Source organism: Paeniclostridium hominis (assembly GCF_014306135.1).
GTDB lineage: Bacteria > Bacillota > Clostridia > Peptostreptococcales > Peptostreptococcaceae > Paraclostridium > Paraclostridium hominis.
In genome coordinates, this window is the sequence record NZ_JACRWD010000004.1 from 71,355 (window position 1) to 94,305 (window position 22,951).

Genomic DNA, 22,951 nt, shown 5'->3' on the forward strand with positions numbered 1-22,951 from the left:
AAATTTATATAAAAAATTTACTTAAGGAGGAAGCATGAATAAAAAATCATTAAAAGCTTTAGAATTTGATAAGATAATAGCACTACTAAAAGAAAAGGCTTCATCTTCTTTAGGATTAAGATATATCAATGAGTTAGAGCCTAGTTCTGACTATGAAGAAGTAAAATATATGTTAGAAGAAACTAGTGAAGCACAATCTATACTTATAAAAAAGGGCGGAGTAAATTTACAAGGTTTATATGATATAGAAGATAAGGTTAAAAGAACTAAAGTAGGAGCCTCTATAGATGCAGGAAGTTTACTAATGATAGCTGATACTCTTAGAGTTGCTAGAATTTTAAATAATACTTTATCATCATCTGAAGAAGAGGATTTTAATTATCCGATAATACAATCTCTATCTAATTCATTATATATACATAGAGATATTGAAGATAAAATATTTAATTCTATAGTTAGTGAAGTTGAAATATCAGATAATGCTTCAAGCGAACTAAGAGGATTAAGAAGAAAAATTATACAAAAAAATCAATCCATAAGATCTAAATTAAATGGGATAATAAGTTCATCAACATATCAAAAATATTTACAAGATGCAATTATATCAATAAGAGGAGATAGATTTGTTATTCCAGTAAAGGCTGAGTATAGATCTCAAGTTTCAGGTATTGTACATGATCAATCATCATCAGGAGCTACTTTGTTTATAGAACCTATGAGTATAGTAGAAATGAACAATGAGCTTAGACAACTTAGATTAAAGGAAAAAGAAGAAATAGAAAGAATACTAAGTGAGCTATCATCTCTTGTGGGAGATATAAGTGATGATTTATTAAGTAACCAAGAAATTTTAGGAAAAATAGATTTTGCTTTTGCAAAAGGTAAGTTATCTATACAACTAAAAGGTGTAGAGCCAAAATTAAATAAAGAAAAGTATATAAATATAAAAAATGGTAGACACCCATTATTAAATGCTAGCTCTGTAGTAGGAAATGATATACGTTTAGGTGAAGAATTTCATACATTAGTTATAACTGGACCTAATACTGGGGGTAAGACTGTAACTATAAAAACTGTTGGATTATTTGCACTTATGGTACAAAGTGGATTACATATACCAGCGGATTATGGAACTAGTATGGGAGTTTTCGATAATGTATTTGCAGATATAGGAGATGAACAAAGTATAGAACAGAGTTTATCTACATTCTCTTCTCATATGACTAATATAGTATCAATATTAAAAGATGTTACGCAAGATTCATTAGTTATATTTGATGAATTAGGAGCAGGAACAGATCCTGTAGAAGGAGCCGGACTTGCAATAGCTATACTTGAAGATGTAAATATGGCAGGAGCAAAATGTATAGCAACAACACACTATAGTGAAATAAAACACTATGCACTTACAAAAGATGGTGTAGAAAATGCAGCAGTAGAGTTTGATTTAGAAAATCTAAGACCTACATATAGATTATTTATAGGTGTTCCAGGAAAATCTAATGCTTTTGCTATATCAAAGAGATTAGGATTAAGTGAATATGTAATAAATAGAGCAAAAGAATTTATAGATACGGATACTATAGCTGTTGAAGATGTTATTCATAGCTTAGAAAAATCTAGAGTAGAAGCAGTTGAAGAAAAAGAAGAAGCAACAAGACTTAGAAAAGAAATTCAAACACTAAAAGGAGAATATGATGAAAAATTAAGCAAAATATCAATTCAAAGAGAAAGATTATTAGAAGAAGCAAGACAAGAAGCTTTTAGAATTACTAGACAAGCTAAAGAAGAAACTGAGTTAGTTATAAAAGAACTTAGAAGATTAGAACAAGAAAGTATGTCTAAAGAAAAGAATAGAAAAATTGAGGAATTAAGAAAAGAAATTTCAAGTTCTATGGGAGCATTACAACCAAGTGTTAAAAGCATGATAGTTCCTAAAACTGCATCAAAAGAAGTTAAAGATTTAAAACCTGGAGATGAAGTAAAAGTTATAACTTTAAATCAACAAGGTTCAGTAATATCTGCAGATAATAAGAAAAAAGAAGCTGTAGTTCAAATTGGTATAATGAAAATGACATTACCATATAAATCATTACAAAAGGCAAAGAAAGATGCAAAATCAACAGTTACTAAAGCAACCAGAAATGTCATTAAATCCAAATCAGGTAGAGTCAAAAGTGAAGTGGACTTAAGAGGAATGACATTAGAAGAAGCAAGAGAAGAAGTTGATAAATACCTTGATGATGCTTGTTTAGCTGGATTAGAAAATGTAACAGTTATTCATGGTATAGGGACAGGTGTATTAAAAACTGGAATTACAGAAATGCTAAAAAGACATAAACATGTAAAATCTCAAAGAACTGGACAATATGGTGAAGGTGGAATGGGAGTTACGATAGTAACTTTAAAATAATTAAGGGGATGAAAAAATGATATTAGTATCAGCTTGTTTATTAGGCATAAACTGTAAATATGATGGCGATAATAACAATCATGAAGGAGTTAAGAATTATCTAAGGGACAAACAATTTATATTAGTTTGTCCTGAGCAATTAGGTGGATTATCAACTCCAAGAATTCCTTGTGAAATAGTCAATGGAACAGGGAATGAAGTTTTAAATAATAAATGTAAGGTGAAAAATAAACAAGGTATGGATATGACAGAAAATTTCTTAAAGGGAGCTTATGAAACCTTAAAAATAGCAAAATTATATGGTTGTAAAAAAGCTATTTTAAAAGAAGGTAGTCCATCTTGTGGAAGTAACAAAATATATGATGGAACATTTCAAGGAAACAAGATTAATGGATTAGGAGTTACAGCTTCAATTTTAAAAAATGAAGGAATAGATATCATTAGTGAGAAGCAATTAGAAAAGTAGACATATACTTGAAAAAAAATACAATTTGTTTTATCATAAAGTGTTATAAGAATAAGGAAGGAGCACTAATATGCAAGATTTTAAAATAGAAGTAGCTAAATCTTTAAAAGAGAAAATAGAAGATTTAACATTAGAAGAAATAGTTGGATTAATAGAAGTACCGCCAAATAGTGAAATGGGAGATTATGCATTCCCATGCTTTAGATTAGCAAAAGTATTTAGAAAAGCACCTAATATGATAGCAGCTGATATAGCACAAAGTATAGAAGCTAATGAAGCTATATCAAAAGTTGAACCAGCAGGAGGATATGTTAACTTTTTCGTTAACAAATCTCAATTAGCTAAGACTGTTATAAATGATGTTTTAACTAAAGGAAAAGACTATGGACACAGTGATTTAGGAAAAGATAAAACTGTAGTAATAGATTTCTCATCTCCTAACATAGCTAAGCCATTCCACATAGGACACATAAGAACTACAGTTATAGGTAATGCTTTATACAAAATATATGATTCTCAAGGATATAATACTATAAGAGTAAATCATCTTGGAGATTATGGAACTCAATTTGGTAAGCTTATAGTTGCATTTAAAAAATGGGGAAGCAAGGAAGCTGTTGAAGCTAACCCAATACCTGAGTTATTAAAATTATACATACAATTCCATGATGAAGCTGAAAAACATCCAGAAATGGAAGATGAAGCTAGAGCTTGGTTTACAAAATTAGAAAATAAAGATAAAGAAGCTGTTGATTTATGGCAATGGTTTAGAGATGAAAGTTTAAAAGAATTCTCTAGAGTTTATGATTTACTAGATATAGAATTTGATTCATATGCAGGAGAAAGTTTCTACTCAGATAAAATGGATAGAGTAATAGATATAATAAAAGATAAGGATTTATTAAAAGAATCTGAAGGAACTAATATAGTTGATTTAGAAGAATACAATATGCCTCCAGCACTTATAACTAAAAAAGATGGATCTACATTATATATGACTAGAGACTTAGCTGCTGCATTATACAGAAAAGAAAACTACGATTTTGAAAAATGTATATATGTAGTTGGATCTCAACAAAGCTTACACTTCCAACAATTATTTAAAGTTTTAGAATTAGTTGGATTTGATTGGGCTAAAGATATGGTACATGTTCCATTTGGTATGGTTGCATTAGAAGAAGGTACTATGTCTACAAGAAAAGGTAGAGTAGTTTTCTTAGAAGATGTTTTAAAACAAGCTATAGAAAAAACAAAAGAAACAATGCTTGCTAAAAATCCTAATGCTAAGAATGTAGATGAAATAGCTAAACAAGTTGGAGTTGGAGCAGTAGTATTCCAAGAATTATCTAATAGTAGAATAAAAGATTATACATTCTCTTGGGAGAGAACTTTAAGTTTTGAGGGTGAAACAGGACCATATGTACAATATACACATGCTAGATGTTGTTCAGTTTTAAGAAAAGCTAATATGGAAGTAAGTACAGATATAGATTACAATTTATTAACTGATGCTGATAGTTCGGAAGTAATAAAATTAATAGCATCATTTAATAAAAATATATTAGTAGCATTAAGAAAAAATGAACCACATATAGTAACAAGATTTGTGTTAGATTTAGCTCAAGCATTTAATAAATTCTATCATGAAAATCCAATATTAGTTGACGATATAGAAGTTAAAAAAGCTAGAGTAGCTTTAGTTGCAGCTACTAAACAAACTATAGAAAATGCTCTTGCATTATTAGGTATGGGTGCACCAGAAAGAATGTAATATATCTTATATACATTTGTCGAAAAATAATGCTTTACATCTAAATTTCGGTTATTGTATAATTATATTAAGAAATAGCTCGATAGTTGAGCTAATAAAAATCAAAAGAGATATATGGAAGTAGAGTATCAATAGTATTCTACTCCCCCCCTACATTTACGGCAGCTAACAGCTGCCTATTTTTTTTAAAAAGTATACTAAGTTAATTAATTGATAAAACTATAAAGTAGTTTATACGTTAGGAAGGTAGTACTTATGAAAGAGGATTTATTAAAGAAAGCATATATAAATGCATTTGGTATAGAGGATAAATATATTAAAGACATGATTATTTTAAATACGAAGTCTTTAGTTGATGATATAACTCAAAGATATGTAAAAATAGATAAAAATAGATTAAAAGATGAATTATTATATTATAAATTCTATGGACAAAAATTAAAAGATTTAAACATAATAAACATTGTACTTCCAATTGTGATATCAAATACAAATATGAAAAAAAGTGAATTAGAAGCATTAAAGGTTATGAAATATCATGTTTTATATAATAAGGCTAATGAGTATATGAATGATTACATATTAGCTAGTTTAATATATAATACATTAATTCACTCTATAATTGAAAATTCAAATATAGAATATGAAGATTTAATGCAAAAGATAAAAACTGTTATAATTGAATTTAATCACAATATGGATAAATCAGAAGTTATAAAATTTGAAATGAAGAGAATTCAAACTATACAAGCTATAGATAGATACATAGACCTTAAAGTAAGTGACTACGAAAGTACTAATATAATAACAAATTTATTAAATGCTATATATGATGTTTACATAGAAGATAGAGAAGTTAGCTTAGATGGTATTAAAAGTATAAAAAAATCTATATTATCTATTCTCAATTTAAATATTGAAAGTAATATAGACAATATAGATTTTATAAACTCTATGTCAGAATATATTATAAAACTTAGAAAATACAAGATATCTAAAAAAGAATATAATATAAAATCTGACCCAAGATATTTAATAAGTTTAGAAATTGGAGATGTAAAGTCTGATCCAATACTAAACAATATAAAAGTTGTATCAAAAGATTTTTCTAACAATATATTGACTATTAATTTGGTATCAAAATCTGGTAATTATAGCTTTAAATTTAGAAAAGCTTAATTATCAGATTCTAAATATTCAACAAAAACTTCTTCTTTAGTGTTTGTTAGAAAACAAAGTTCTTTTATAAGGCTGTTTCTAAGGTCGATGAAATCTTCTAAATTAGTATTTTCATAGGTATATTCTAATGCTTTTACAATAAGCAATAAATCTCTTTTAGATAGTGCATCAATAGATACTTTGTCGAACAATTTCATAAAAAACTTCCTTTCATGTGTAATTTAGTGATTAAGAAAATATATAATAAGATATAATTCTACAACAATATAAAAAAACCTTCTTTTTATATACATAATATTATAAATAAAAATCATACATATAGTATTTTAACAAAAATAGACGATTATAGCTAAGAAAATTAATAAAAGAGGTGAATTAATTGAAAATACTTTTAACTACGTTAAATTCGAAATTTATACATACAAACCTAGCAATAAGATATCTAAAACAAATGGTAAAAGATATTGAAGATATAAATGTAGATATAAGAGAATATACGATAAACAATGAATTAGATTTTATATTAAAAGATATATATACAAATAATTATGATGTTATATTATTTTCAACATATATATGGAATGTAAATGATATAGTTAAGTTATGTAATAACTTAAAGAAAGTTAAACCAAATATAAAAATAGCTTTAGGTGGACCAGAAGTAACTTATGACAGTGAAGAAGCTATGAAAAAATATGATTTTATAGATTATATACTTTATGGAGAAGGAGAACTTATATTTAGAGATTTTACAAAATATCTTATAGGGGATATGAAAATAGAAGACGTTGATGGAATAGTTTATAGAAGTAATGATTCTATTATAACTAATAAACCTATGAAACTTTTAGAAAATTTAGATTTAATACCTAGTCCTTATGAAGAGTTAGATAAAAAAGAATATGAAAATAGAATTGTATATTATGAAACATCGAGAGGTTGTCCTTTTAACTGTCAGTACTGTTTATCTTCAGCGATAGAAGGATTAAGATATTTTAGTATAGATAGAGTAAAAAAAGATTTAAAGAAACTTATAGATGCTAGAGTATCTCAAATCAAGTTTATAGATAGAACATTTAATGCAAATAAAAAATTTGCAATGGAAATAATGAAATTTTTAATGGAAAATGATAATGGTTATACAACATATCATTTTGAAGTTACGGCACACTTATTAACTGATGATATGTTAGAGTTTTTAAAAGACTGTAAAGAAGGTCTATTCCAATTTGAAATAGGAGTTCAATCTACAAATGAAAAAGTATTAGATGCTGTAGGTAGAAGAGATGATTTTAAAAAATTATCATATGTAGTTCAAAAGATAGCATCATTTAGAAATATACATCAACATCTAGATTTGATAGCAGGATTACCATATGAAGATTATAGTAGCTTTGAAAACTCATTTAATGATGTATTTAATCTAGGAATAGAGCATTTACAATTAGGTTTCTTAAAAATGATAAAAGGTACAGGAATTAGAAATCAAGCAGATGAACATGAATTTAGATATAAAGATTATCCTCCATATGAAGTTTTATATAATAAATATATAAGTTACAATGAGATATTAAAATTAAAAGATATAGAAGAAATATTAGAAAGATACTTTAACTCTAAAAACTTTGTTCTTTCAATGAGGTATATAATACATAATTATTATAAAGAAAGTCCTTTTAAGTTTTTCGAGGAGTTTGCAACATATTTCAATGATAATGGATATTTCAATGCATCACAAGGAAAGAACCAATTATATAAGATATTAGTAGATTTCTATACAGATAAAATTAATATAGAAACTGAATTATTTAAAGAAATTGTAAAGTATGATTATATATCTTTAGGAAAAACATCTAATGTGCCTGCATTTATGGATAAAGTAGAAGTAGATGATTTTAAAAATAGATGCCATTTATTTTTACAAAATGAAGGAAATATATTAAAATATATACCTAGATTTGAAAATACTCCTGCAAAACAAATAATAAAATATGTTCATTTTGAGACATTTAAGTATGATATATTACAATTAAAGAAAAATATAACTGCAAAATTACAACCAAAAGAAAGTATAATATTATTTGTTTATGATGATAAAAAGGTGTTTGAGAAATCTAAATCATACACAGTGGAAATATAGGAGGTATAAAGTGAAATTTAGAAGTGAGAAATATATACTAAAAAAAGCGGAAGAATTAGCATTTTTAAGAATAAAAAATGGAGCAGAATTTAATTTAAAAGGATATGAATTCCCTAAAGATGGACTAGATGTACCTATAAAAAATGATGTATTAGTAAAAGGTATAAAAACTAATACAGCTCAAAATGGGTTAAGTTCAATGTCTATAGCTGATGCAATGATATATATTATGGGAATTGATAGTAAGTTTAAACTTAATGATGAATATAAGAAGTTTCTAGACGCTATACAAAAGAATCTAGATTTAGACTTAAAAGCATATATGGGATATATGTCTAGAAAGTATTTTGAAGCTGGAGAATATACAGATTCTTTAATATACCTAAAATGTAGTGTAAGTTTATATCCTAATGATGTAGATGCTCTTTATCATTATGCTATAGTTTGCCAAGAATTAGCTAAGCAACATCAAAAAAATGGTGACGAACAACCTATGGAAGCATTTTTATTAGATGCTATAGAGGCATTAGAAAAAGTTAGAGATTTAGATGAGTCATTTGCATTAGCATACTATCATTTAGGGTATCACTATTATAATCAAAATCAGTATATAAAAAGCAAAGTTACATGGGAAGAAGCAATTAAGCTAGGATTACCAGAAGACTTATGTGCTGAGATACAAGAACTTATAGGAAAAATGGATTTTAAAGTTCAATATGAAGAAGGATATAATTTAGTGTTCCAAGGGAAAAATGAAGAAGGATTAGAAAAACTACTTCCATTAGCAGATGAGCATGGAGACTGGTGGAATCTTTTATTTATGATAGGATTAGCTTATAGAAATATGAATGATATAGGACAAGCTCAAAAATATTTTGAAAAGATACTTATAATAAGACCAAATCAAGTGGACACATTAGTTGAGTTAGGTCTTTGTGAGGCTTCAAATTACAATATGAAAGGTGCTATAGAATATTTTGAAAAGGCTGCTAAGTTAAAAAAAGAAGACCCGGAGATACTTTGTAATTTAGGTATGGCTTATTTAAATGATGGAGATTTAGATAATGCTATTTATTACATAGAAAGAGCATATGAAATAAATCCTCAAGATGAAGTAACAGTAGCATGTTTAAGAGAACTAGATAGTTATAGATAATATAAGCTAAATTTATAAAGCTATGAGAATTTATTCTTATAGCTTTTTTATTTAAATAAAAAGGAGTAGGAGTTAATATGTCAAATTAGGTTTATTATAAGTATTAAAAATTTATATACATATTTATAAGTTGACAAAAATAAGAATATAAGGGGGTGTTATATTGATTAAAAATTTAAGCGATATAATAAATGAGCTAAAACTAAATGAAAAAGTTAAGTTAGCTGTAGCGGCAGCACAAGATGAAGAAGTTTTATGTGCTGTAGTAGAGGCTATGAATATGAACATAATAGAACCTATTTTAATAGGTAAAATTGATAAAATAAAAGAAATAGCTAAAAATTTAAATTTAAATTTGAATAATGTTAATATGATTGAAGCTAGTACTTATGAAGGTTGTGCTCAAATAGCTGTTAAATTAGTAAGTAGCAAAAAAGCTGATTTTTTAATGAAAGGAATACTAGATACATCTATTTTATTAAAAGAGGTTTTAAATAAAGATTATGGATTAAGAACAGATAGTTTACTTAGCCATGTTATGATATATGATATACCAAGTTATCATAAGCTACTTATGCTTACAGATGGGGGCATGAATATAAATCCTAGTTATGAGCATAAAGAAAAAATTGTTGAAAATGCAATAAAAGCATGTAAGCCACTTAAGATTGAAAATATTAAAGTAGCAGCCCTAGCAGCAAAGGAAAAAGTAGATTCTAAAATGCAAGCAACTGTAGATGCAAAAAAATTGCAAGAATCTAGTGAAAATAAAAGGTTTGGAGAAAATGTTATACTGGAAGGTCCATTAGCACTTGATTTAGCTATATCATCTGAATCAGCCAGAATAAAAGGTATAGAAAGTAAAGTATCTGGAGATGTAGACATTCTTTTAGTTCCAACAATAGAAGTTGGAAATGGAATTGGTAAATCTTTGACATATTTTGCTGGAGCAAAATCTGCTGGAGTGGTAATGGGAGCAAAAGCACCTATCGTTTTAGTATCAAGAGCTGATACACATGAATCAAAATTATACTCTATAGCTTATGGGGCATTGATAGCTATGCTAGAGAAGTAATATATAATACTTGTTAAAAAATTACCTAAATTATAGTGAAAGTAAAAGATATTGTTGTTATAATTTAGGTAAATAACATTATTTTAGATGTAGAAATATACGAAGCTCATATATGACAACATACTTAGCTCTATTAAAAATTTTATAAAAAAGGGGATAGAAGTATGGAGAAAAAGATGTTAACTATCGATTTAAACAGCCAAGAACTTATAGAAAAGGCTGAAAGAGATGGTGTAGAAACTATGTATGACAGGAAAGCTGCTATGAAAGCTCAATGTGGATTTGGGTTACAGGGAGTATGCTGTAGAATATGTGCAGCAGGACCTTGTAGAATAACTCCTAAAACGCCACTAGGCTTATGTGGGGCTGATGAACATGTTATAGTAGGTAGAAACTTTGCTAGAATGGTTGCAGCAGGAACTGCAGCTCACTCAGACCATGCTAGAGGTATAGTACATACGATGGCTATAGCTAGTAGAGATGGAAACTATACTATAAAAGATGAAGCTAAGTTGAAAAATTTAGCAAAAGAATGGGGAGTAGAAACAGAAGATAGAGATATATATGATATAGCGCATGAAGTTGCAGATATAGCTTTAATGGAATTTGGTAAACCTCATGGTACATTAAAGTTTTTAAGTCATGCTCCGTATCAAAGACAAGATTTATGGAAAAAACATAATATAGAGCCAAGATCTATAGATAGAGAAATAGTAACAATAATGCATTCAACTCATATGGGATGTACAGCTGATATAGATAGTTTAATTAACTTATCATTAAGAACTTCATTAGCAGATGGATGGGGAGGTTCTATGATAGGAACTATATTTAGTGATATTCTATTTGGCACACCAACAGTAAGACAATCAGAAGCAAATCTAGGAGTATTAGAAGATAATAAAGTAAATATAATATTACATGGTCATGAACCTTCATTATCAGAAATGATAGTATTGGCATCTGAAGATCCAGAACTTGTGGCATTAGCTAAAGAAGTGGGAGCAGAAGGTATAAACTTAGCAGGAATGTGTTGTACTGGTAATGAAGTAACTATGAGACATGGTGTTAGAACAGCAGGGGATTTCCATCAACAAGAATTAGCTATAATAACAGGAGCGGTTGAAGCTATGATAGTTGATGTTCAATGTATATTCCCAGCATTAGCTAAAGTTTCTGAGTGCTACCATACAAAATTCATAACAACATCACCAAAAGCTAAGATATCAGGATCAACATATATAGAATTTAATGAAGAGACAGCATTAAATGATGCTAAAAAAATAGTAAGAGAAGCTATACTTAACTTTAAAAATAGAGATAAAGAAAAAGTTCATATACCTCAGCTAAAATCAAGTACAACAGTTGGATTTAGTGAGCAAGCTATAATAGGTCAACTAGATAGAGTTGTAAACTCTCAAATAGATGAAACAGGAACAGTTAAACCATTAGTTGACTGTTTAAAATCAGGAGTATTAAGAGGGGTAGTAGGAGTAGTTGGATGTAATAATGCAAGAAGTGTATCAAATAAAGCTCATGTAACTATAATGAAAGAGTTGATTAAAAATGATATCTTAGTTGTAACAACTGGATGTGGAGCTTCAGCTGCAGGTAAATTTGGATTATTAAATAAAGAAGCAAAAAGCATGGCAAGTAAAGGTCTTGCTACAGTTTGTGAATTAGTTGATATACCGCCAGTTATACACTTAGGTTCTTGTGTTGACTGTAGTAGAATATTAAGTGTTGTTTCAGAGGTTGCTAAATATCTAGATATGGATATGTGTGATATACCAGTAGCTGGGGTAGCTCCAGAATGGATGTCTGAGAAAGCTGTTGCAATAGGAACTTATGTTGTAGGTTCTGGTATAGACACTTACTTAGGTATAATGCCTCCTATAGGTGGATCATCAAAAACTGTAGAAATATTAACACAAACATTACAAGATAGTATGGGAGCAACATTTAAAGTTAACGAAAATCCAGAAGAATTAGCTCAAATGATAATAAATGATATAGAGAAAAAACGTGTACATTTTGAAGAATTAGTTGCACAAAAAAACGCTGAGAAAAAAGCAGCGCTAGCAGAAGCTTAAAAATAACTTAATAATATATAAAACTAGGAGTACTACTTTGAAAAGATAGTATGTAAAATTAATTAGTTTATGAAAGCTAGCTATAGTTTATTTTTCATGCAATCATAACTAATTATAAATTAAAACTAGAAGATGAAAAATATAAACTTAAATTAAGTTGAGATAAACAAAAGGGGTAGAATATGAAAATAGCAATAACAGGTAAAGGTGGAGTAGGAAAGACAACTTTTTCATCTATGTTGTCAAGAATGTTTGCAGATGATGGTTATAGAGTAGTAGCTGTGGATGCAGATCCTGATGCTAATTTAGGTTTAGCTTTGGGATTTCCAAAAGAAGTTTATGAATCGATAGTTCCTATATCAGAAATGAAAAATTTAGTTAATGAAAGAACCGCAGCTGAGAGTGGAACTTTTAATAAAATGTTTAAACTAAATCCTAAAGTAGATGATATACCTGATAGTTTTTGCAAGGAATACAATGGGGTAAGACTTTTAACTTTAGGAACAGTAGATTCAGGTGGCAGTGGATGCGTATGTCCTGAACATGTACTTTTAAAAAGACTATGTTCTCACCTGATTTTGCAAAATAAAGATGTTGTAATAATGGATATGGAAGCTGGTATAGAACATTTAGGTAGGGGGACTGCACAAGGTGTAGATGCTTTTATAGTTGTTGTAGAGCCAGGGGAAAGAAGTTTACAAACTTATAGAAAAGTTAAAAAATTAGGAACTGACATAGGGGTTAAACAAGTCTTCGTAGTAGGGAATAAAGTAAGAAATAAATCAGATGAAGAATTTATAACTAGTAATTTACAAGATGGAGAATTACTAGGCTTTGTTTACTACAATCAAGACGTTATAGACTCGGATAGAGCAAGTAAATCTCCATATGATGTAAGTATAGATACTAAAATACAGATAGATGAAATAAAAAATAGATTAATGACGAATTGTTAGTATATTAGTATAATAGATATAATAATGTAAAGTGAGAGGAGATTTAGTTATGGGATTTAAATCAGATATAGAAATTGCACAAGAAGCTAAACCACAAGATATAAGAGAAATAGCTAAAAAATTAGGATTAAGTGATGATGAAGTAGAACTTTACGGAAAATATAAAGCAAAAGTTGATTATAACTTACTAAAAAAAGATAATAAAAAGAAAAAAGCTAAGTTAATATTAACAACAGCTATAAATCCAACTCCAGCAGGAGAAGGTAAAACTACTACTACAATAGGTGTAGCTGATGCATTTGCTAAATTAGATAAGAATGTATTAGTTGCATTAAGAGAACCATCTTTAGGTCCTGTATTTGGTGTAAAAGGTGGAGCTGCTGGTGGAGGCTATGCTCAAGTTATACCTATGGAAGATATAAATCTACACTTTACTGGAGATTTTCATGCTATAGGTGCTGCGAATAACTTATTAGCAGCTATGCTTGATAATCATATACACCAAGGTAATAATTTAGGGATTGATCCAAGAAGAATAACTTGGAGAAGATGTGTTGATATGAATGATAGACAGTTAAGAAATATAACTGATGGATTAGGAGGAAAAGCACATGGAGTTCCTAGAGAAGATGGATTTGATATAACAGTTGCATCTGAAATAATGGCTGCATTTTGTTTAGCTAATGACATAATAGATTTAAAAGAAAGACTAGGAAATATAATAGTTGGTTACACATATAATGGAGATCCTGTTACAGCTAGAGATTTAAAAGCTAACGGAGCAATGGCAGCTTTACTTAAGGATGCATTAAAACCAAACTTAGTTCAAACATTAGAAGGTACTCCTTCTTTCGTTCATGGAGGACCATTTGCAAATATAGCTCATGGATGTAACTCTGTAATAGCTACAAAAATGGCAATGCATTTTGCTGATTATGTAATAACAGAGGCAGGATTTGGAGCGGATTTAGGAGCTGAAAAATTCTTAGATATCAAATGTAGAATGGCAGATTTAAAGCCAGATGCAGTAATAATTGTAGCTACTGTTAGAGCGTTAAAATATAATGGTGGAGTATCTAAAGATCAATTAAATGAAGAAAATTTAGGAGCTTTAGAGGCTGGAATTCCAAATCTTTTAAAACATGTTGAAAATATAACTAAGGTATACGGACTTCCAGCAGTTGTTGCTATAAACAGATTCCCTCTTGATACTGAAGCTGAACTTAAATTAGTTGAAGAAAAATGTAAGGAATTAGGCGTTAATGTTACACTTTCTGAAGTATGGGCTAAAGGTGGAGAAGGTGGAATTGAAGTAGCAAAAGAAGTTATGAGATTAATAGATGAAGAAGAAAATAATTTTAAATTCTGTTATGAAGATGATTTATCTATAAAAGAGAAAATTGAAGCTATAGCTAAGAAAATATATGGAGCTGATGGAGTTGATTTTACTCAAGCGGCTGAAAAAGAAATACAAAACTTAGAAAAATTAGGATTTAGCAAATTACCAATATGTATGGCTAAAACTCAATATTCTTTAACTGATGATCAAACTAAGTTGGGTAGACCTACTGGATTTAGAATAACTGTAAGACAATTGACTGTTTCAGCAGGTGCTGGATTTATAGTTGCTCTTACTGGAGATATAATGAAAATGCCAGGGCTTCCAAAAGTTCCAGCAGCAGAAAGAATAGATGTTGATGAAAATGGTGTAATATCAGGTTTATTCTAATATAATTAAACAATCGGGGGTCGCTCGTTGTAATTGTAGTTTTCTTCTTCGCACAAAGTACTAAAAAGATGTACTTTAAGTGCTACGTCGACAACTACAATTACAATTTCGCTACTTCCGATTAATAAAATATAATAGAATAAACATAAGGTATTATGTATGGAGGAAAGAAAATGAGAATATCGGAAAAAACATGTGTAGATTTTGTTGATGTGTTAGCTTCAAAATCAGCAGTTCCTGGCGGAGGTGGAGCAGCAGCTTTAACTGGGGCGATAGGTATTGCTCTAGGAAGTATGGTGTGTAATTTAACTATAGGAAAGAAAAAATATGCTGAATATGAAGAAAATGTAAAAGCTATATTAGAAAAAGCAAGAGAATTAGAAAAAGATTTAATAAATATGATAGATGAAGATGCAGAATGCTTCCTTCCATTATCAAAAGCATACGGGCTTCCAAATTCTACGGAAGAAGAAAAGAAAATAAAAGCAGATACTATGGAAAGTGCATTAAAAAAGGCATGTGAAGTTCCAATAAAAATAGTAAAAGTATGCTATGAAGCTATTAAATTACATGAAGATTTAGTAGATAAAGGATCAAGACTTGCAATAAGTGATGTTGGAGTTGGAGTTCAATGTCTAAGAGCGGCAATACTTAGTGGACAACTAAATGTTATTATAAATATAAATTCAATCAAAGATGAAGAATATGTAAAAAGTGTAAGAGATGAAGTTAATAATCTTGTTGAAAATGGAGTTAGAATTTGTGATGAAGTTTACAAGAAAGTAGAAAATGAACTAAACAAATAAGACTCATACTATAATTTATTTAATTTTTAAGATATAGGGGGCCAGATTAAATGAGCAATATAACAACTAAAGGACAAATAATAAAAGGTAAACCTGTCGCAGACAAAATAAGCGAAAATTTAATAAAAGAAGTTAATGACTTATCTAAGGAAGGTATAATACCTAAATTAGCTATAGTCAGAGTAGGTGCTAGACCAGATGATTTAGCTTACGAAAGAGGAGCACTTAAAAGATGCCAAACTATAGGCATAGAAACTGAAGTAATAGAGTTAGAAGAAAATATAACTCAGGAAGAATATATAAAAGCAGTACATAAGTTAAATGAAGACGAAAAAGTTAATGGAATATTGACTTTCAGACCACTTCCTAAACATCTAAATGAAGATGTAATAAAATATGAGATAGATCCTAATAAAGATATAGACTGTTTTAATCCTATAAACATATCTAAGATATTAGAAAATGATAAAAGTGGATATCCTCCATGTACACCTACTGCAGTAGTAGAAATATTAAAATATTATGACGTAGATTTATCAGGTGCAAACATAGTAGTATTAGGTAGATCTATGGTAGTTGGAAAACCTGTATCTATGCTTTTATTAAATGAAAATGCTACTGTAACTATATGTCATTCAAGAACTAAAAACTTGCCAGAGATAACATCAAATGCAGATATACTTGTAGCAGCAGTTGGTAAAGCTAATATGGTAAAAGAAGAATATATAAAAGATGGAGCCATAGTAATAGATGTAGGTATAAATGTAGACGATCAAGGCAATTTATGTGGAGATGTAGATACTAACAATGTTTTAGATAAAGTTTCTATGATAACTCCAGTTCCAGGAGGAGTTGGATCAGTTACAACTTCTATATTAGCTAGTCATGTAGTTAAAGCTTGTAAATTACAAAATAATAAATAAATGGAGATTTTCAAGGGGGAATAGAGATGATAATTTCTGAAAATAAGCCATTTGAAGAGATATTAGGTTATATAAAAAATGCTAATAAAATAGTGTTAGTTGGATGTAACCAATGTGCAGCTACGTGTAAAAGTGGTGGAGAAGAAGAAGTTTTAAAAATGAAAGAAAGATTAGAATCTGAAGGAAAAGAAATTTTAGGATATCAAATGTTAGACCCTGCATGTAATCTTTTAAAATCTAAAAAAGATTTAAAATCACTAAAATCAGAAATAAAAGAAGCTGATGCCATACTTTCTTTAGCGTGTGGAGATGGAACGCAAACTATAGTTAAAAACTTAAAAGATAAACCAGTATATCCAGCTAATAATACTTTATTTATAGGTGAAGTTAAAAGAGTTGGTGAGTTTGAAGAAGCATGTAAAGCATGTGGAGAATGTGAACTTGGATGGACTGGAGGAATTTGTCCAGTAACTATGTGTGCTAAAGGATTATTAAATGGAGCTTGTGGCGGAGCAAGAGATGGAAAATGCGAAGTAGACCCTGAAAATGACTGTGCTTGGGTACTTATATACAATAGATTAAAATCTATAAATCAGTTAGATAATCTATTAGATATAAAAGAGCCTAAAGATTACTCTAAAGCATGCAATCCTAGAAGTCTAAGCTTAAAGAAAAAAGAATCTATGGCCAATGCTTAATTAGTTTTTTAAAGGTTAAAGGGGGATAAAAAATGAGCTTATTAAAAGAAGCTTTAGAAAATGGTAAGTTTGCAGTAACTGCTGAAATGGCTCCTCCAAAGGGAACAGATTTATCACACTTAATAGAATGTGCTAAAGCTGTTAAAGGAAGAGTTCATGCAGTAAATGTAACAGATTTTCAATCTGCAGTAATGAGAACGACTTCGCTTACTACATGTAAGTTATTAAAAGATGAAGGATTAGAACCAGTACTTCAAGTAACTGGAAGAGATAGAAATAGAATTGCAATACAAGGAGAATTATTATCTGCTGGAGTATTTGGAATTACAAATATGCTAGCATTAACAGGAGACCACACCATAGTAGGAGATCATCCTCAAGCCAAACCTGTATTTGACCTAGATTGTGTTGGAATATTAAAAACAGCACAAAAACTTTCACAAGGAACAGATATGGTAGGTAATCAATTAAAAGGAGCACCAAATTTTTACTTGGGAGCATCAGTAACACCTAGATACACACCTATTGAAATTCAATTATTAAAAATGAAAAAGAAAATAAACGCAGGAGCTAAGTTTTTCCAAACTCAAGCTGTGTATGATATAGATACTATGAGAGAATTTAGAAAGCATACTAAAGATATGAATACAAAAGTTTTAGCTGGAATAATACCTTTAAAGTCTCCAGGAATGGCTAAATTTATGAATGCAAATGTTCCGGGTATATATGTTCCAGATGAACTTATAGAAAGATTAAGATCTGTAGGTAAAGAAAATTGGGTAAGTGAAGGAATAAAAATAGCAGGGGAGCTAATACAACAATTAAGAAATGAAGATTTATGTGATGGAGTTCATATAATGGCTATAGGAGCAGAAGAAAATGTACCAGCTATTTTAGACGCGGCAAATATATAAATTTATATTAGGGGGATTGTTAAATGAAAGTAGCAGTAATTGGAGGAGGTCCAGGTGGATATGTAGCTGCTATAAAAGCTGCTATGCTTGGAGCTGATGTTACAGTTATAGAAAAAAGAAGAGTTGGGGGAACTTGCTTAAATGTAGGATGTATCCCAACAAAAGCATTATTAGCATCTTCATCATTAATTACGTCTATAAAAGAAGCTAAAGATTTTGGAATAAGTATAGATGGAAATATTGAAGCAGATTTTGAAAGTATAATGGGAAGAAAAAATAAAATAGTAAATCAATTAATTAATGGAATTGAATTTTTATTTGATAAAAGAGGTATAAAATTAGTTAATGGATTTGGTAAATTAATAGATAAAAATAAAATAGAAGTAAAAAAAGAAGATGGTACTATAGAGGTGATAGAAGCTGATAAAATAATATTAGCAAATGGATCTCAACCTGTTATATTACCGATGTTTCCTTATGATGGAGAGACTATAATAACAAGTGATGAGGCATTAAACTTAAAAGAAGTTCCGAAGTCTTTATTGATAGTTGGTGGAGGAGTTATTGGATGTGAATTTGGTCAATTCTTTAAAACTTTAGGAACTGAAGTTACTATAGTTGAGATGTTTGATCAGTTGCTTCCACTTGAAGATAAAGATGTGGCTAAACAGTTGCAAAGACAATTTAAAAAAGATAAAATTAAGGTAATGACAGGTATTAGAATCGAAAAATGTGAAATAGTTGACGATGAAGTAGTAGCAACTCTATCCAATGGAAAGCAAATTAAAGCTGAAAAGGCGTTATTATCTATAGGCAGAAAACTTTATTTAGATAATTCAGGGGTAGAAGATATAGGAATCACATTAGAAAGAGGTAAAATAGTAGTAAACGAAAATTTAGAAACAAATATTGAAGGTATATATGCAATAGGAGATTTAATAAATACACCATTTTTAGCACATGTAGCATCTAAAGAAGGATTAATAGCAGCACAAAATGCTGTCTGTGGCAATTCAAAAACTGTAAATTATAAAGCAGTTCCAAGATGTGTATATACTGAACCAGAAGTTGCAGGAGTAGGGAAAACCGAAAAAGAGCTTCAACAACAAGATATAACATACAAAGTAGGACAATTCGATTTTAGAGCATTAGGAAAAGCTCAAGCAATAGGACACTTCCAAGGATTCATAAAAATATTAGCAGATCAAGAAGACAAAGTAATAGGCGCATCTATAGTAGGACCTCACGCGACAGACTTATTAACAGAATTATCTTTAGCAGTACATTTAGGATTAACAGTAGAACAAGTTGGAGATGTAATACATGCACATCCTACATTATCAGAAGGGATAATGGAAGCACTTCATGATGTTCATGGAGAATGTGTTCATGCAGCTCCAAAATTAGCAAAAGCATAAACAGGAAAAAGTCCTGTTTAGACGAAACAAAGGGGGAAATCTTATGGGATTTAATATTGCAGTGGCAGGAAAAGGTGGAACTGGTAAGACTAGTCTTACAGGGCTTTTAATTGACTGCTTAGTAAATGATAAGAAAGGACCAATATTAGTAGTTGATGCAGATGCAAATGCTAATATAAATGAGGTATTGGGATTAGACATAGATGTAACATTAGGTCAGATAAGGGAAGAGATAAACCAAAGAGAAAAACAAGGGAATTCATTCCCAGGAGGTATGACAAAAGCTCAATATCTACAATACAGATTAAATACTTCAGTAGCAGAAGGTCCAGGATACGATTTAATAGTTATGGGAAGATCAGAAGGAGAAGGTTGTTATTGTTATGTAAATGGAATATTAAGAGAACAAACAGATAAGCTTTCTGATAGTTATGATTACTTAGTTATAGACAATGAAGCAGGTATGGAGCATTTAAGTAGAAAAACTACTAAACATATAGATAAATTATTGTTGGTTAGTGACTGTTCAAGACGTAGTATACAGGCAGTTGCAAGAATAAGAGATCTAGCAAGGGAATTAAATTTAAATGTAGGGGATATGCAATTAATAGTAAATAAAGCTCCAAATGGAATATTAAATGATGGAGTAAAAGAGGAAATAGAAAAACATAAATTAGATCTTTTAGGTGTAGTACCTCTAGATGAGCTTATATATGAATATGATTCTTCTGGGATACCATTAGTAAAACTACCTGAAGATTCTAAATCGAGAGCAGCTATTAAAAATATAATATCTAAATTAGAATTAAATTAGGCTAAGGGGGAGAAAAATATGGCATTTAAGATGTCTGTTCAAAAGTACTCTGGTAAGATATCAGAGGTGGAATTAGGGTCAGGTGAAAGTTGTATAAAAATAGGAGGAGAAAATATACTTCCTTTTTATAACTTTGATGGAGAAAGTACAAATACTCAAAAAATAGGGGTTGAAATTTTAGATATATATCCAGAAAACTGGACACAAGAAATAAAAGATTTATATAAAGATGTAGCTAATGACAGTGTTAAATGGGCTAAATACATAGAGGAGAATATAAAGCCTGATTTTATATGTTTAAAATTTGAAGGAGCAGATCCTAATGGAATGGATAAATCGCCTGAAGAGTGTGCAGATTTGGCAAAAGAAGTTGCATCTAACGTTTCATTGCCTATAGTTATAGCTGGAACTGGGAATTTTGAAAAAGATGCTAAGGTTTTTGAAAAAGTGGCTCAATCAGTAGATGGATATAACTGCTTATTTATGTCTGCTACAGAGGAAAACTATAAAGGTGTAGGGGCAGCAGCTGGTATGGCTTATAATCATAAAGTTGGTGCAGAGTCTTCTGTTGATATAAACTTAGCTAAGCAATTAAATGTATTATTAACTCAGCTAGGAGTTAAGCAAGAAAATATAGTAATGAATGTTGGTTGTTCAGCTGTAGGATATGGATATGAGTATGTTGCATCTACAATGGATAGAATTAGACTTGCGGCACTAGGTCAAAACGATAAAACATTGCAAATGCCGATAATAACACCAGTTTCTTTTGAAACTTGGAATGTAAAAGAGTCGGTAGCTAGTATAGAAGATGAACCAGCTTGGGGATGCCAAGAAACTAGAGGAATATATATGGAGATATCAACTGCAGCAAGTGCTTTAGTTGGAGGAGCTAATGCAGTAGTACTTCGTCATCCAAAATCTGTAGAAACTATAAAAACTTTAGTTAGTGAATTAGCTTAATATAAGTTAAAGGTTAGGGGGAGAAAAATATGGCTTTAAAAGCTTTAGATATATTTAAATTAACACCAAAAAAGAATTGTAAGGATTGTGGATTTCCAACTTGTATGGCTTTTTGTATGAAGGTTGCATCAGGAGCTTGTGAAATAGGTAAATGTCCTCATATGGCACAAGAATCGTTAGATAAATTATCAGAAGCTACTGCACCTCTTATGAGAACTATAAAAATAGGAACAGATCAATCACAATATGATTTAGGTGGAGAAACTGTATTATTTAGACATGAAAAAACTTTAGTAAATAGAAATAGATTTGCAGTTGAATTTTGTGACACTATGACGGAAGAAGAAATAAACTCAAGAATAGAAAATATAAAGGCTGTTAACTATATAAGAATCGGTGAAGAAATGAAGGTTGAGATAGCAGCTTTAAGATACAATTCTAATAAAGAAACTTATTTAAATTTAATAAATAAGTTAAAAGAAAGTGATTTAAATGTAACATACATGATAATTTGTGAAGATGTACAAATAGCAAAAGATGCTGTTGAATTATTAAAGGAAACAAAGCCTATAGTTTATGGAGCAAATAAAGAAAATTATAAAGAAATGGTAGAAGTAGTTAAAAATGATAAGTTAGCATTAGGGGTAAAAGCATCTAGCTTAGAAGATTTATATGCTACAACAGAAGCTATACAATCACTTGGATATAAAGAATTAATATTAGATACAACAGGAGAAACTATAAAAGATACATTTACAAATACAGTTCAAGTAAGAAGAATATCTTTAAAAGAGCAAGATAGAACATTTGGATACCCATCAATAATATTTGCAAATAAATTATCAAAAGAAAATCCTATGATGGAAGTAGCTTTATCATCAGTGTTTACAGTAAAATATGGATCTATAATAGTTTTAGATAATATAGATTACGCAAAAGCACTACCATTATTTGCACTTAGACAAAATATATATACAGATCCGCAAAGACCAATGAGAGTAGAAACTAAGATATATCCAATAAATAATCCAGATGAAAATTCTCCAGTTTTAGTTACTGTTGATTTTGCATTAACTTATTTCATAATAGCAGGAGAAATAGAAAGATCTAAGGTACCTGTATGGTTAGCTATACCAGATGCAGGTGGATATTCTGTTCTTACAGCATGGGCTGCTGGAAAATTTGGAGGAAGTTCTATAGCTAACTTTATAAAAGAAAGTAAAGTTTCTGACATGACTAAAAATAGAGATTTAATTATACCAGGAAAAGTAGCTGTATTAAAAGGTGATATAGAAGATAACTTACCTGGATGGAATGTAGTTATAGGTACTGAAGATTCAATGGAATTACCGAAATTCTTAAGAGAATATAAAGCTAGTAAAGAAGAAGCTTTAGCTAAAGCTTAATAAAAAATATAAATTAATAGGGGGATTAAAT

Annotated in this window: 19 protein-coding genes; 18 read left to right on the forward strand and 1 reads right to left on the reverse strand. The window is 29.6% G+C overall.

Features of this window, described 5'->3' with window-relative positions:
- The first annotated feature begins 34 nt into the window (after window positions 1-34).
- The 4 genes from H8891_RS10900 (at window position 35) to H8891_RS10915 (ending at window position 5,829) form a co-directional block, all read left to right on the forward strand.
- Window positions 35-2,413, forward strand: coding sequence for an endonuclease MutS2 (locus H8891_RS10900; protein ID WP_187006475.1), 2,379 nt, complete (start codon window positions 35-37; stop codon window positions 2,411-2,413).
- A 16-nt stretch (window positions 2,414-2,429) separates the two neighbouring features.
- A complete protein-coding gene (locus tag H8891_RS10905; RefSeq protein WP_187006476.1) occupies window positions 2,430-2,879 on the forward strand; it encodes a DUF523 domain-containing protein in 450 nt (149 codons plus the stop codon).
- A gap of 70 nt (window positions 2,880-2,949) precedes the next feature.
- On the forward strand, window positions 2,950-4,650 hold the full coding sequence (gene argS, locus H8891_RS10910) for an arginine--tRNA ligase (protein ID WP_187006477.1): 1,701 nt from the start codon (window positions 2,950-2,952) through the stop codon (window positions 4,648-4,650).
- A gap of 255 nt (window positions 4,651-4,905) precedes the next feature.
- Window positions 4,906-5,829 (forward strand): hypothetical protein, encoded by a 924-nt coding sequence (locus H8891_RS10915; RefSeq protein ID WP_187006478.1) that lies wholly within the window; start codon window positions 4,906-4,908, stop codon window positions 5,827-5,829.
- Here the strand turns inward: H8891_RS10915 and H8891_RS10920 are convergent.
- The gene (locus tag H8891_RS10920) at window positions 5,826-6,026 is read right to left on the reverse strand and encodes a hypothetical protein (protein ID WP_147547079.1); all 201 of its coding nucleotides are present in this window, start codon (window positions 6,024-6,026) and stop codon (window positions 5,826-5,828) included. The genes H8891_RS10915 and H8891_RS10920 overlap by 4 nt on opposite strands.
- A 182-nt stretch (window positions 6,027-6,208) precedes the next feature.
- On the opposite strand from H8891_RS10920, the gene H8891_RS10925 reads away from it, so the two are divergent.
- The 14 genes from H8891_RS10925 to acsC all read left to right on the forward strand — a co-directional run bounded on the left by H8891_RS10925 (window position 6,209) and on the right by acsC (window position 22,920).
- Window positions 6,209-7,969: a B12-binding domain-containing radical SAM protein gene (locus H8891_RS10925; RefSeq protein ID WP_187006479.1), complete on the forward strand. Its 1,761-nt coding sequence runs from the start codon at window positions 6,209-6,211 to the stop codon at window positions 7,967-7,969.
- 10 nt (window positions 7,970-7,979) lie between these two features.
- Window positions 7,980-9,125 (forward strand): tetratricopeptide repeat protein, encoded by a 1,146-nt coding sequence (locus tag H8891_RS10930; protein ID WP_187006480.1) that lies wholly within the window; start codon window positions 7,980-7,982, stop codon window positions 9,123-9,125.
- 163 nt (window positions 9,126-9,288) lie between these two features.
- Entirely contained in the window at window positions 9,289-10,200 is a 912-nt protein-coding gene (locus tag H8891_RS10935) for a bifunctional enoyl-CoA hydratase/phosphate acetyltransferase (protein WP_187006481.1), read from the forward strand.
- 164 nt (window positions 10,201-10,364) lie between these two features.
- On the forward strand, window positions 10,365-12,293 hold the full coding sequence (gene cooS / locus H8891_RS10940) for an anaerobic carbon-monoxide dehydrogenase catalytic subunit (protein WP_187006482.1): 1,929 nt from the start codon (window positions 10,365-10,367) through the stop codon (window positions 12,291-12,293).
- A gap of 182 nt (window positions 12,294-12,475) precedes the next feature.
- A complete protein-coding gene (locus H8891_RS10945; protein WP_187006483.1) occupies window positions 12,476-13,249 on the forward strand; it encodes an ATP-binding protein in 774 nt (257 codons plus the stop codon).
- 49 nt (window positions 13,250-13,298) lie between these two features.
- Window positions 13,299-14,978, forward strand: coding sequence for a formate--tetrahydrofolate ligase (locus tag H8891_RS10950; RefSeq protein ID WP_187006484.1), 1,680 nt, complete (start codon window positions 13,299-13,301; stop codon window positions 14,976-14,978).
- A gap of 173 nt (window positions 14,979-15,151) precedes the next feature.
- Window positions 15,152-15,784, forward strand: a complete 633-nt coding sequence (locus H8891_RS10955; protein ID WP_187006485.1) for a cyclodeaminase/cyclohydrolase family protein — start codon at window positions 15,152-15,154, stop codon at window positions 15,782-15,784.
- A 50-nt stretch (window positions 15,785-15,834) separates the two neighbouring features.
- The gene (locus H8891_RS10960; RefSeq protein WP_187006486.1) at window positions 15,835-16,707 is read left to right on the forward strand and encodes a bifunctional 5,10-methylenetetrahydrofolate dehydrogenase/5,10-methenyltetrahydrofolate cyclohydrolase; all 873 of its coding nucleotides are present in this window, start codon (window positions 15,835-15,837) and stop codon (window positions 16,705-16,707) included.
- Window positions 16,708-16,733: 26 nt separating this feature from the next.
- Window positions 16,734-17,405, forward strand: a complete 672-nt coding sequence (locus tag H8891_RS10965) for a methylenetetrahydrofolate reductase C-terminal domain-containing protein (protein WP_147547097.1) — start codon at window positions 16,734-16,736, stop codon at window positions 17,403-17,405.
- Window positions 17,406-17,437: 32 nt separating this feature from the next.
- Window positions 17,438-18,319: a methylenetetrahydrofolate reductase gene (locus H8891_RS10970; protein ID WP_187006487.1), complete on the forward strand. Its 882-nt coding sequence runs from the start codon at window positions 17,438-17,440 to the stop codon at window positions 18,317-18,319.
- A 23-nt stretch (window positions 18,320-18,342) separates the two neighbouring features.
- The gene (gene lpdA, locus H8891_RS10975) at window positions 18,343-19,737 is read left to right on the forward strand and encodes a dihydrolipoyl dehydrogenase (protein WP_187006488.1); all 1,395 of its coding nucleotides are present in this window, start codon (window positions 18,343-18,345) and stop codon (window positions 19,735-19,737) included.
- A gap of 43 nt (window positions 19,738-19,780) precedes the next feature.
- Complete coding sequence (locus tag H8891_RS10980; protein WP_147547103.1) at window positions 19,781-20,551, forward strand: ATP-binding protein; 771 nt, start codon at window positions 19,781-19,783, stop codon at window positions 20,549-20,551.
- Window positions 20,552-20,569: 18 nt separating this feature from the next.
- Window positions 20,570-21,514 carry an acetyl-CoA decarbonylase/synthase complex subunit delta gene (gene acsD, locus H8891_RS10985; RefSeq protein ID WP_147547106.1) on the forward strand — a complete coding sequence of 315 codons (945 nt, stop codon included), beginning with the start codon at window positions 20,570-20,572 and terminating at the stop codon, window positions 21,512-21,514.
- A gap of 29 nt (window positions 21,515-21,543) precedes the next feature.
- The gene (gene acsC, locus H8891_RS10990; RefSeq protein WP_187006489.1) at window positions 21,544-22,920 is read left to right on the forward strand and encodes an acetyl-CoA decarbonylase/synthase complex subunit gamma; all 1,377 of its coding nucleotides are present in this window, start codon (window positions 21,544-21,546) and stop codon (window positions 22,918-22,920) included.
- The last annotated feature ends 31 nt before the right edge of the window (window positions 22,921-22,951 follow it).

Coding starts and splice junctions, on each gene's coding strand:
- H8891_RS10965 (WP_147547097.1), top strand. CDS start 16,734: ATGATAATTTCTGAAAATAAGCCATTTGAAGAGATATTAGGTTATATA.
- H8891_RS10970 (WP_187006487.1), top strand. CDS start 17,438: ATGAGCTTATTAAAAGAAGCTTTAGAAAATGGTAAGTTTGCAGTAACT.
- acsD (WP_147547106.1), top strand. CDS start 20,570: ATGGCATTTAAGATGTCTGTTCAAAAGTACTCTGGTAAGATATCAGAG.
- H8891_RS10905 (WP_187006476.1), top strand. CDS start 2,430: ATGATATTAGTATCAGCTTGTTTATTAGGCATAAACTGTAAATATGAT.
- H8891_RS10950 (WP_187006484.1), top strand. CDS start 13,299: ATGGGATTTAAATCAGATATAGAAATTGCACAAGAAGCTAAACCACAA.
- H8891_RS10900 (WP_187006475.1), top strand. CDS start 35: ATGAATAAAAAATCATTAAAAGCTTTAGAATTTGATAAGATAATAGCA.
- H8891_RS10945 (WP_187006483.1), top strand. CDS start 12,476: ATGAAAATAGCAATAACAGGTAAAGGTGGAGTAGGAAAGACAACTTTT.
- acsC (WP_187006489.1), top strand. CDS start 21,544: ATGGCTTTAAAAGCTTTAGATATATTTAAATTAACACCAAAAAAGAAT.
- argS (WP_187006477.1), top strand. CDS start 2,950: ATGCAAGATTTTAAAATAGAAGTAGCTAAATCTTTAAAAGAGAAAATA.
- H8891_RS10960 (WP_187006486.1), top strand. CDS start 15,835: ATGAGCAATATAACAACTAAAGGACAAATAATAAAAGGTAAACCTGTC.
- H8891_RS10955 (WP_187006485.1), top strand. CDS start 15,152: ATGAGAATATCGGAAAAAACATGTGTAGATTTTGTTGATGTGTTAGCT.
- H8891_RS10920 (WP_147547079.1), bottom strand. CDS start 6,026: ATGAAATTGTTCGACAAAGTATCTATTGATGCACTATCTAAAAGAGAT.
- lpdA (WP_187006488.1), top strand. CDS start 18,343: ATGAAAGTAGCAGTAATTGGAGGAGGTCCAGGTGGATATGTAGCTGCT.
- H8891_RS10980 (WP_147547103.1), top strand. CDS start 19,781: ATGGGATTTAATATTGCAGTGGCAGGAAAAGGTGGAACTGGTAAGACT.
- H8891_RS10915 (WP_187006478.1), top strand. CDS start 4,906: ATGAAAGAGGATTTATTAAAGAAAGCATATATAAATGCATTTGGTATA.
- cooS (WP_187006482.1), top strand. CDS start 10,365: ATGGAGAAAAAGATGTTAACTATCGATTTAAACAGCCAAGAACTTATA.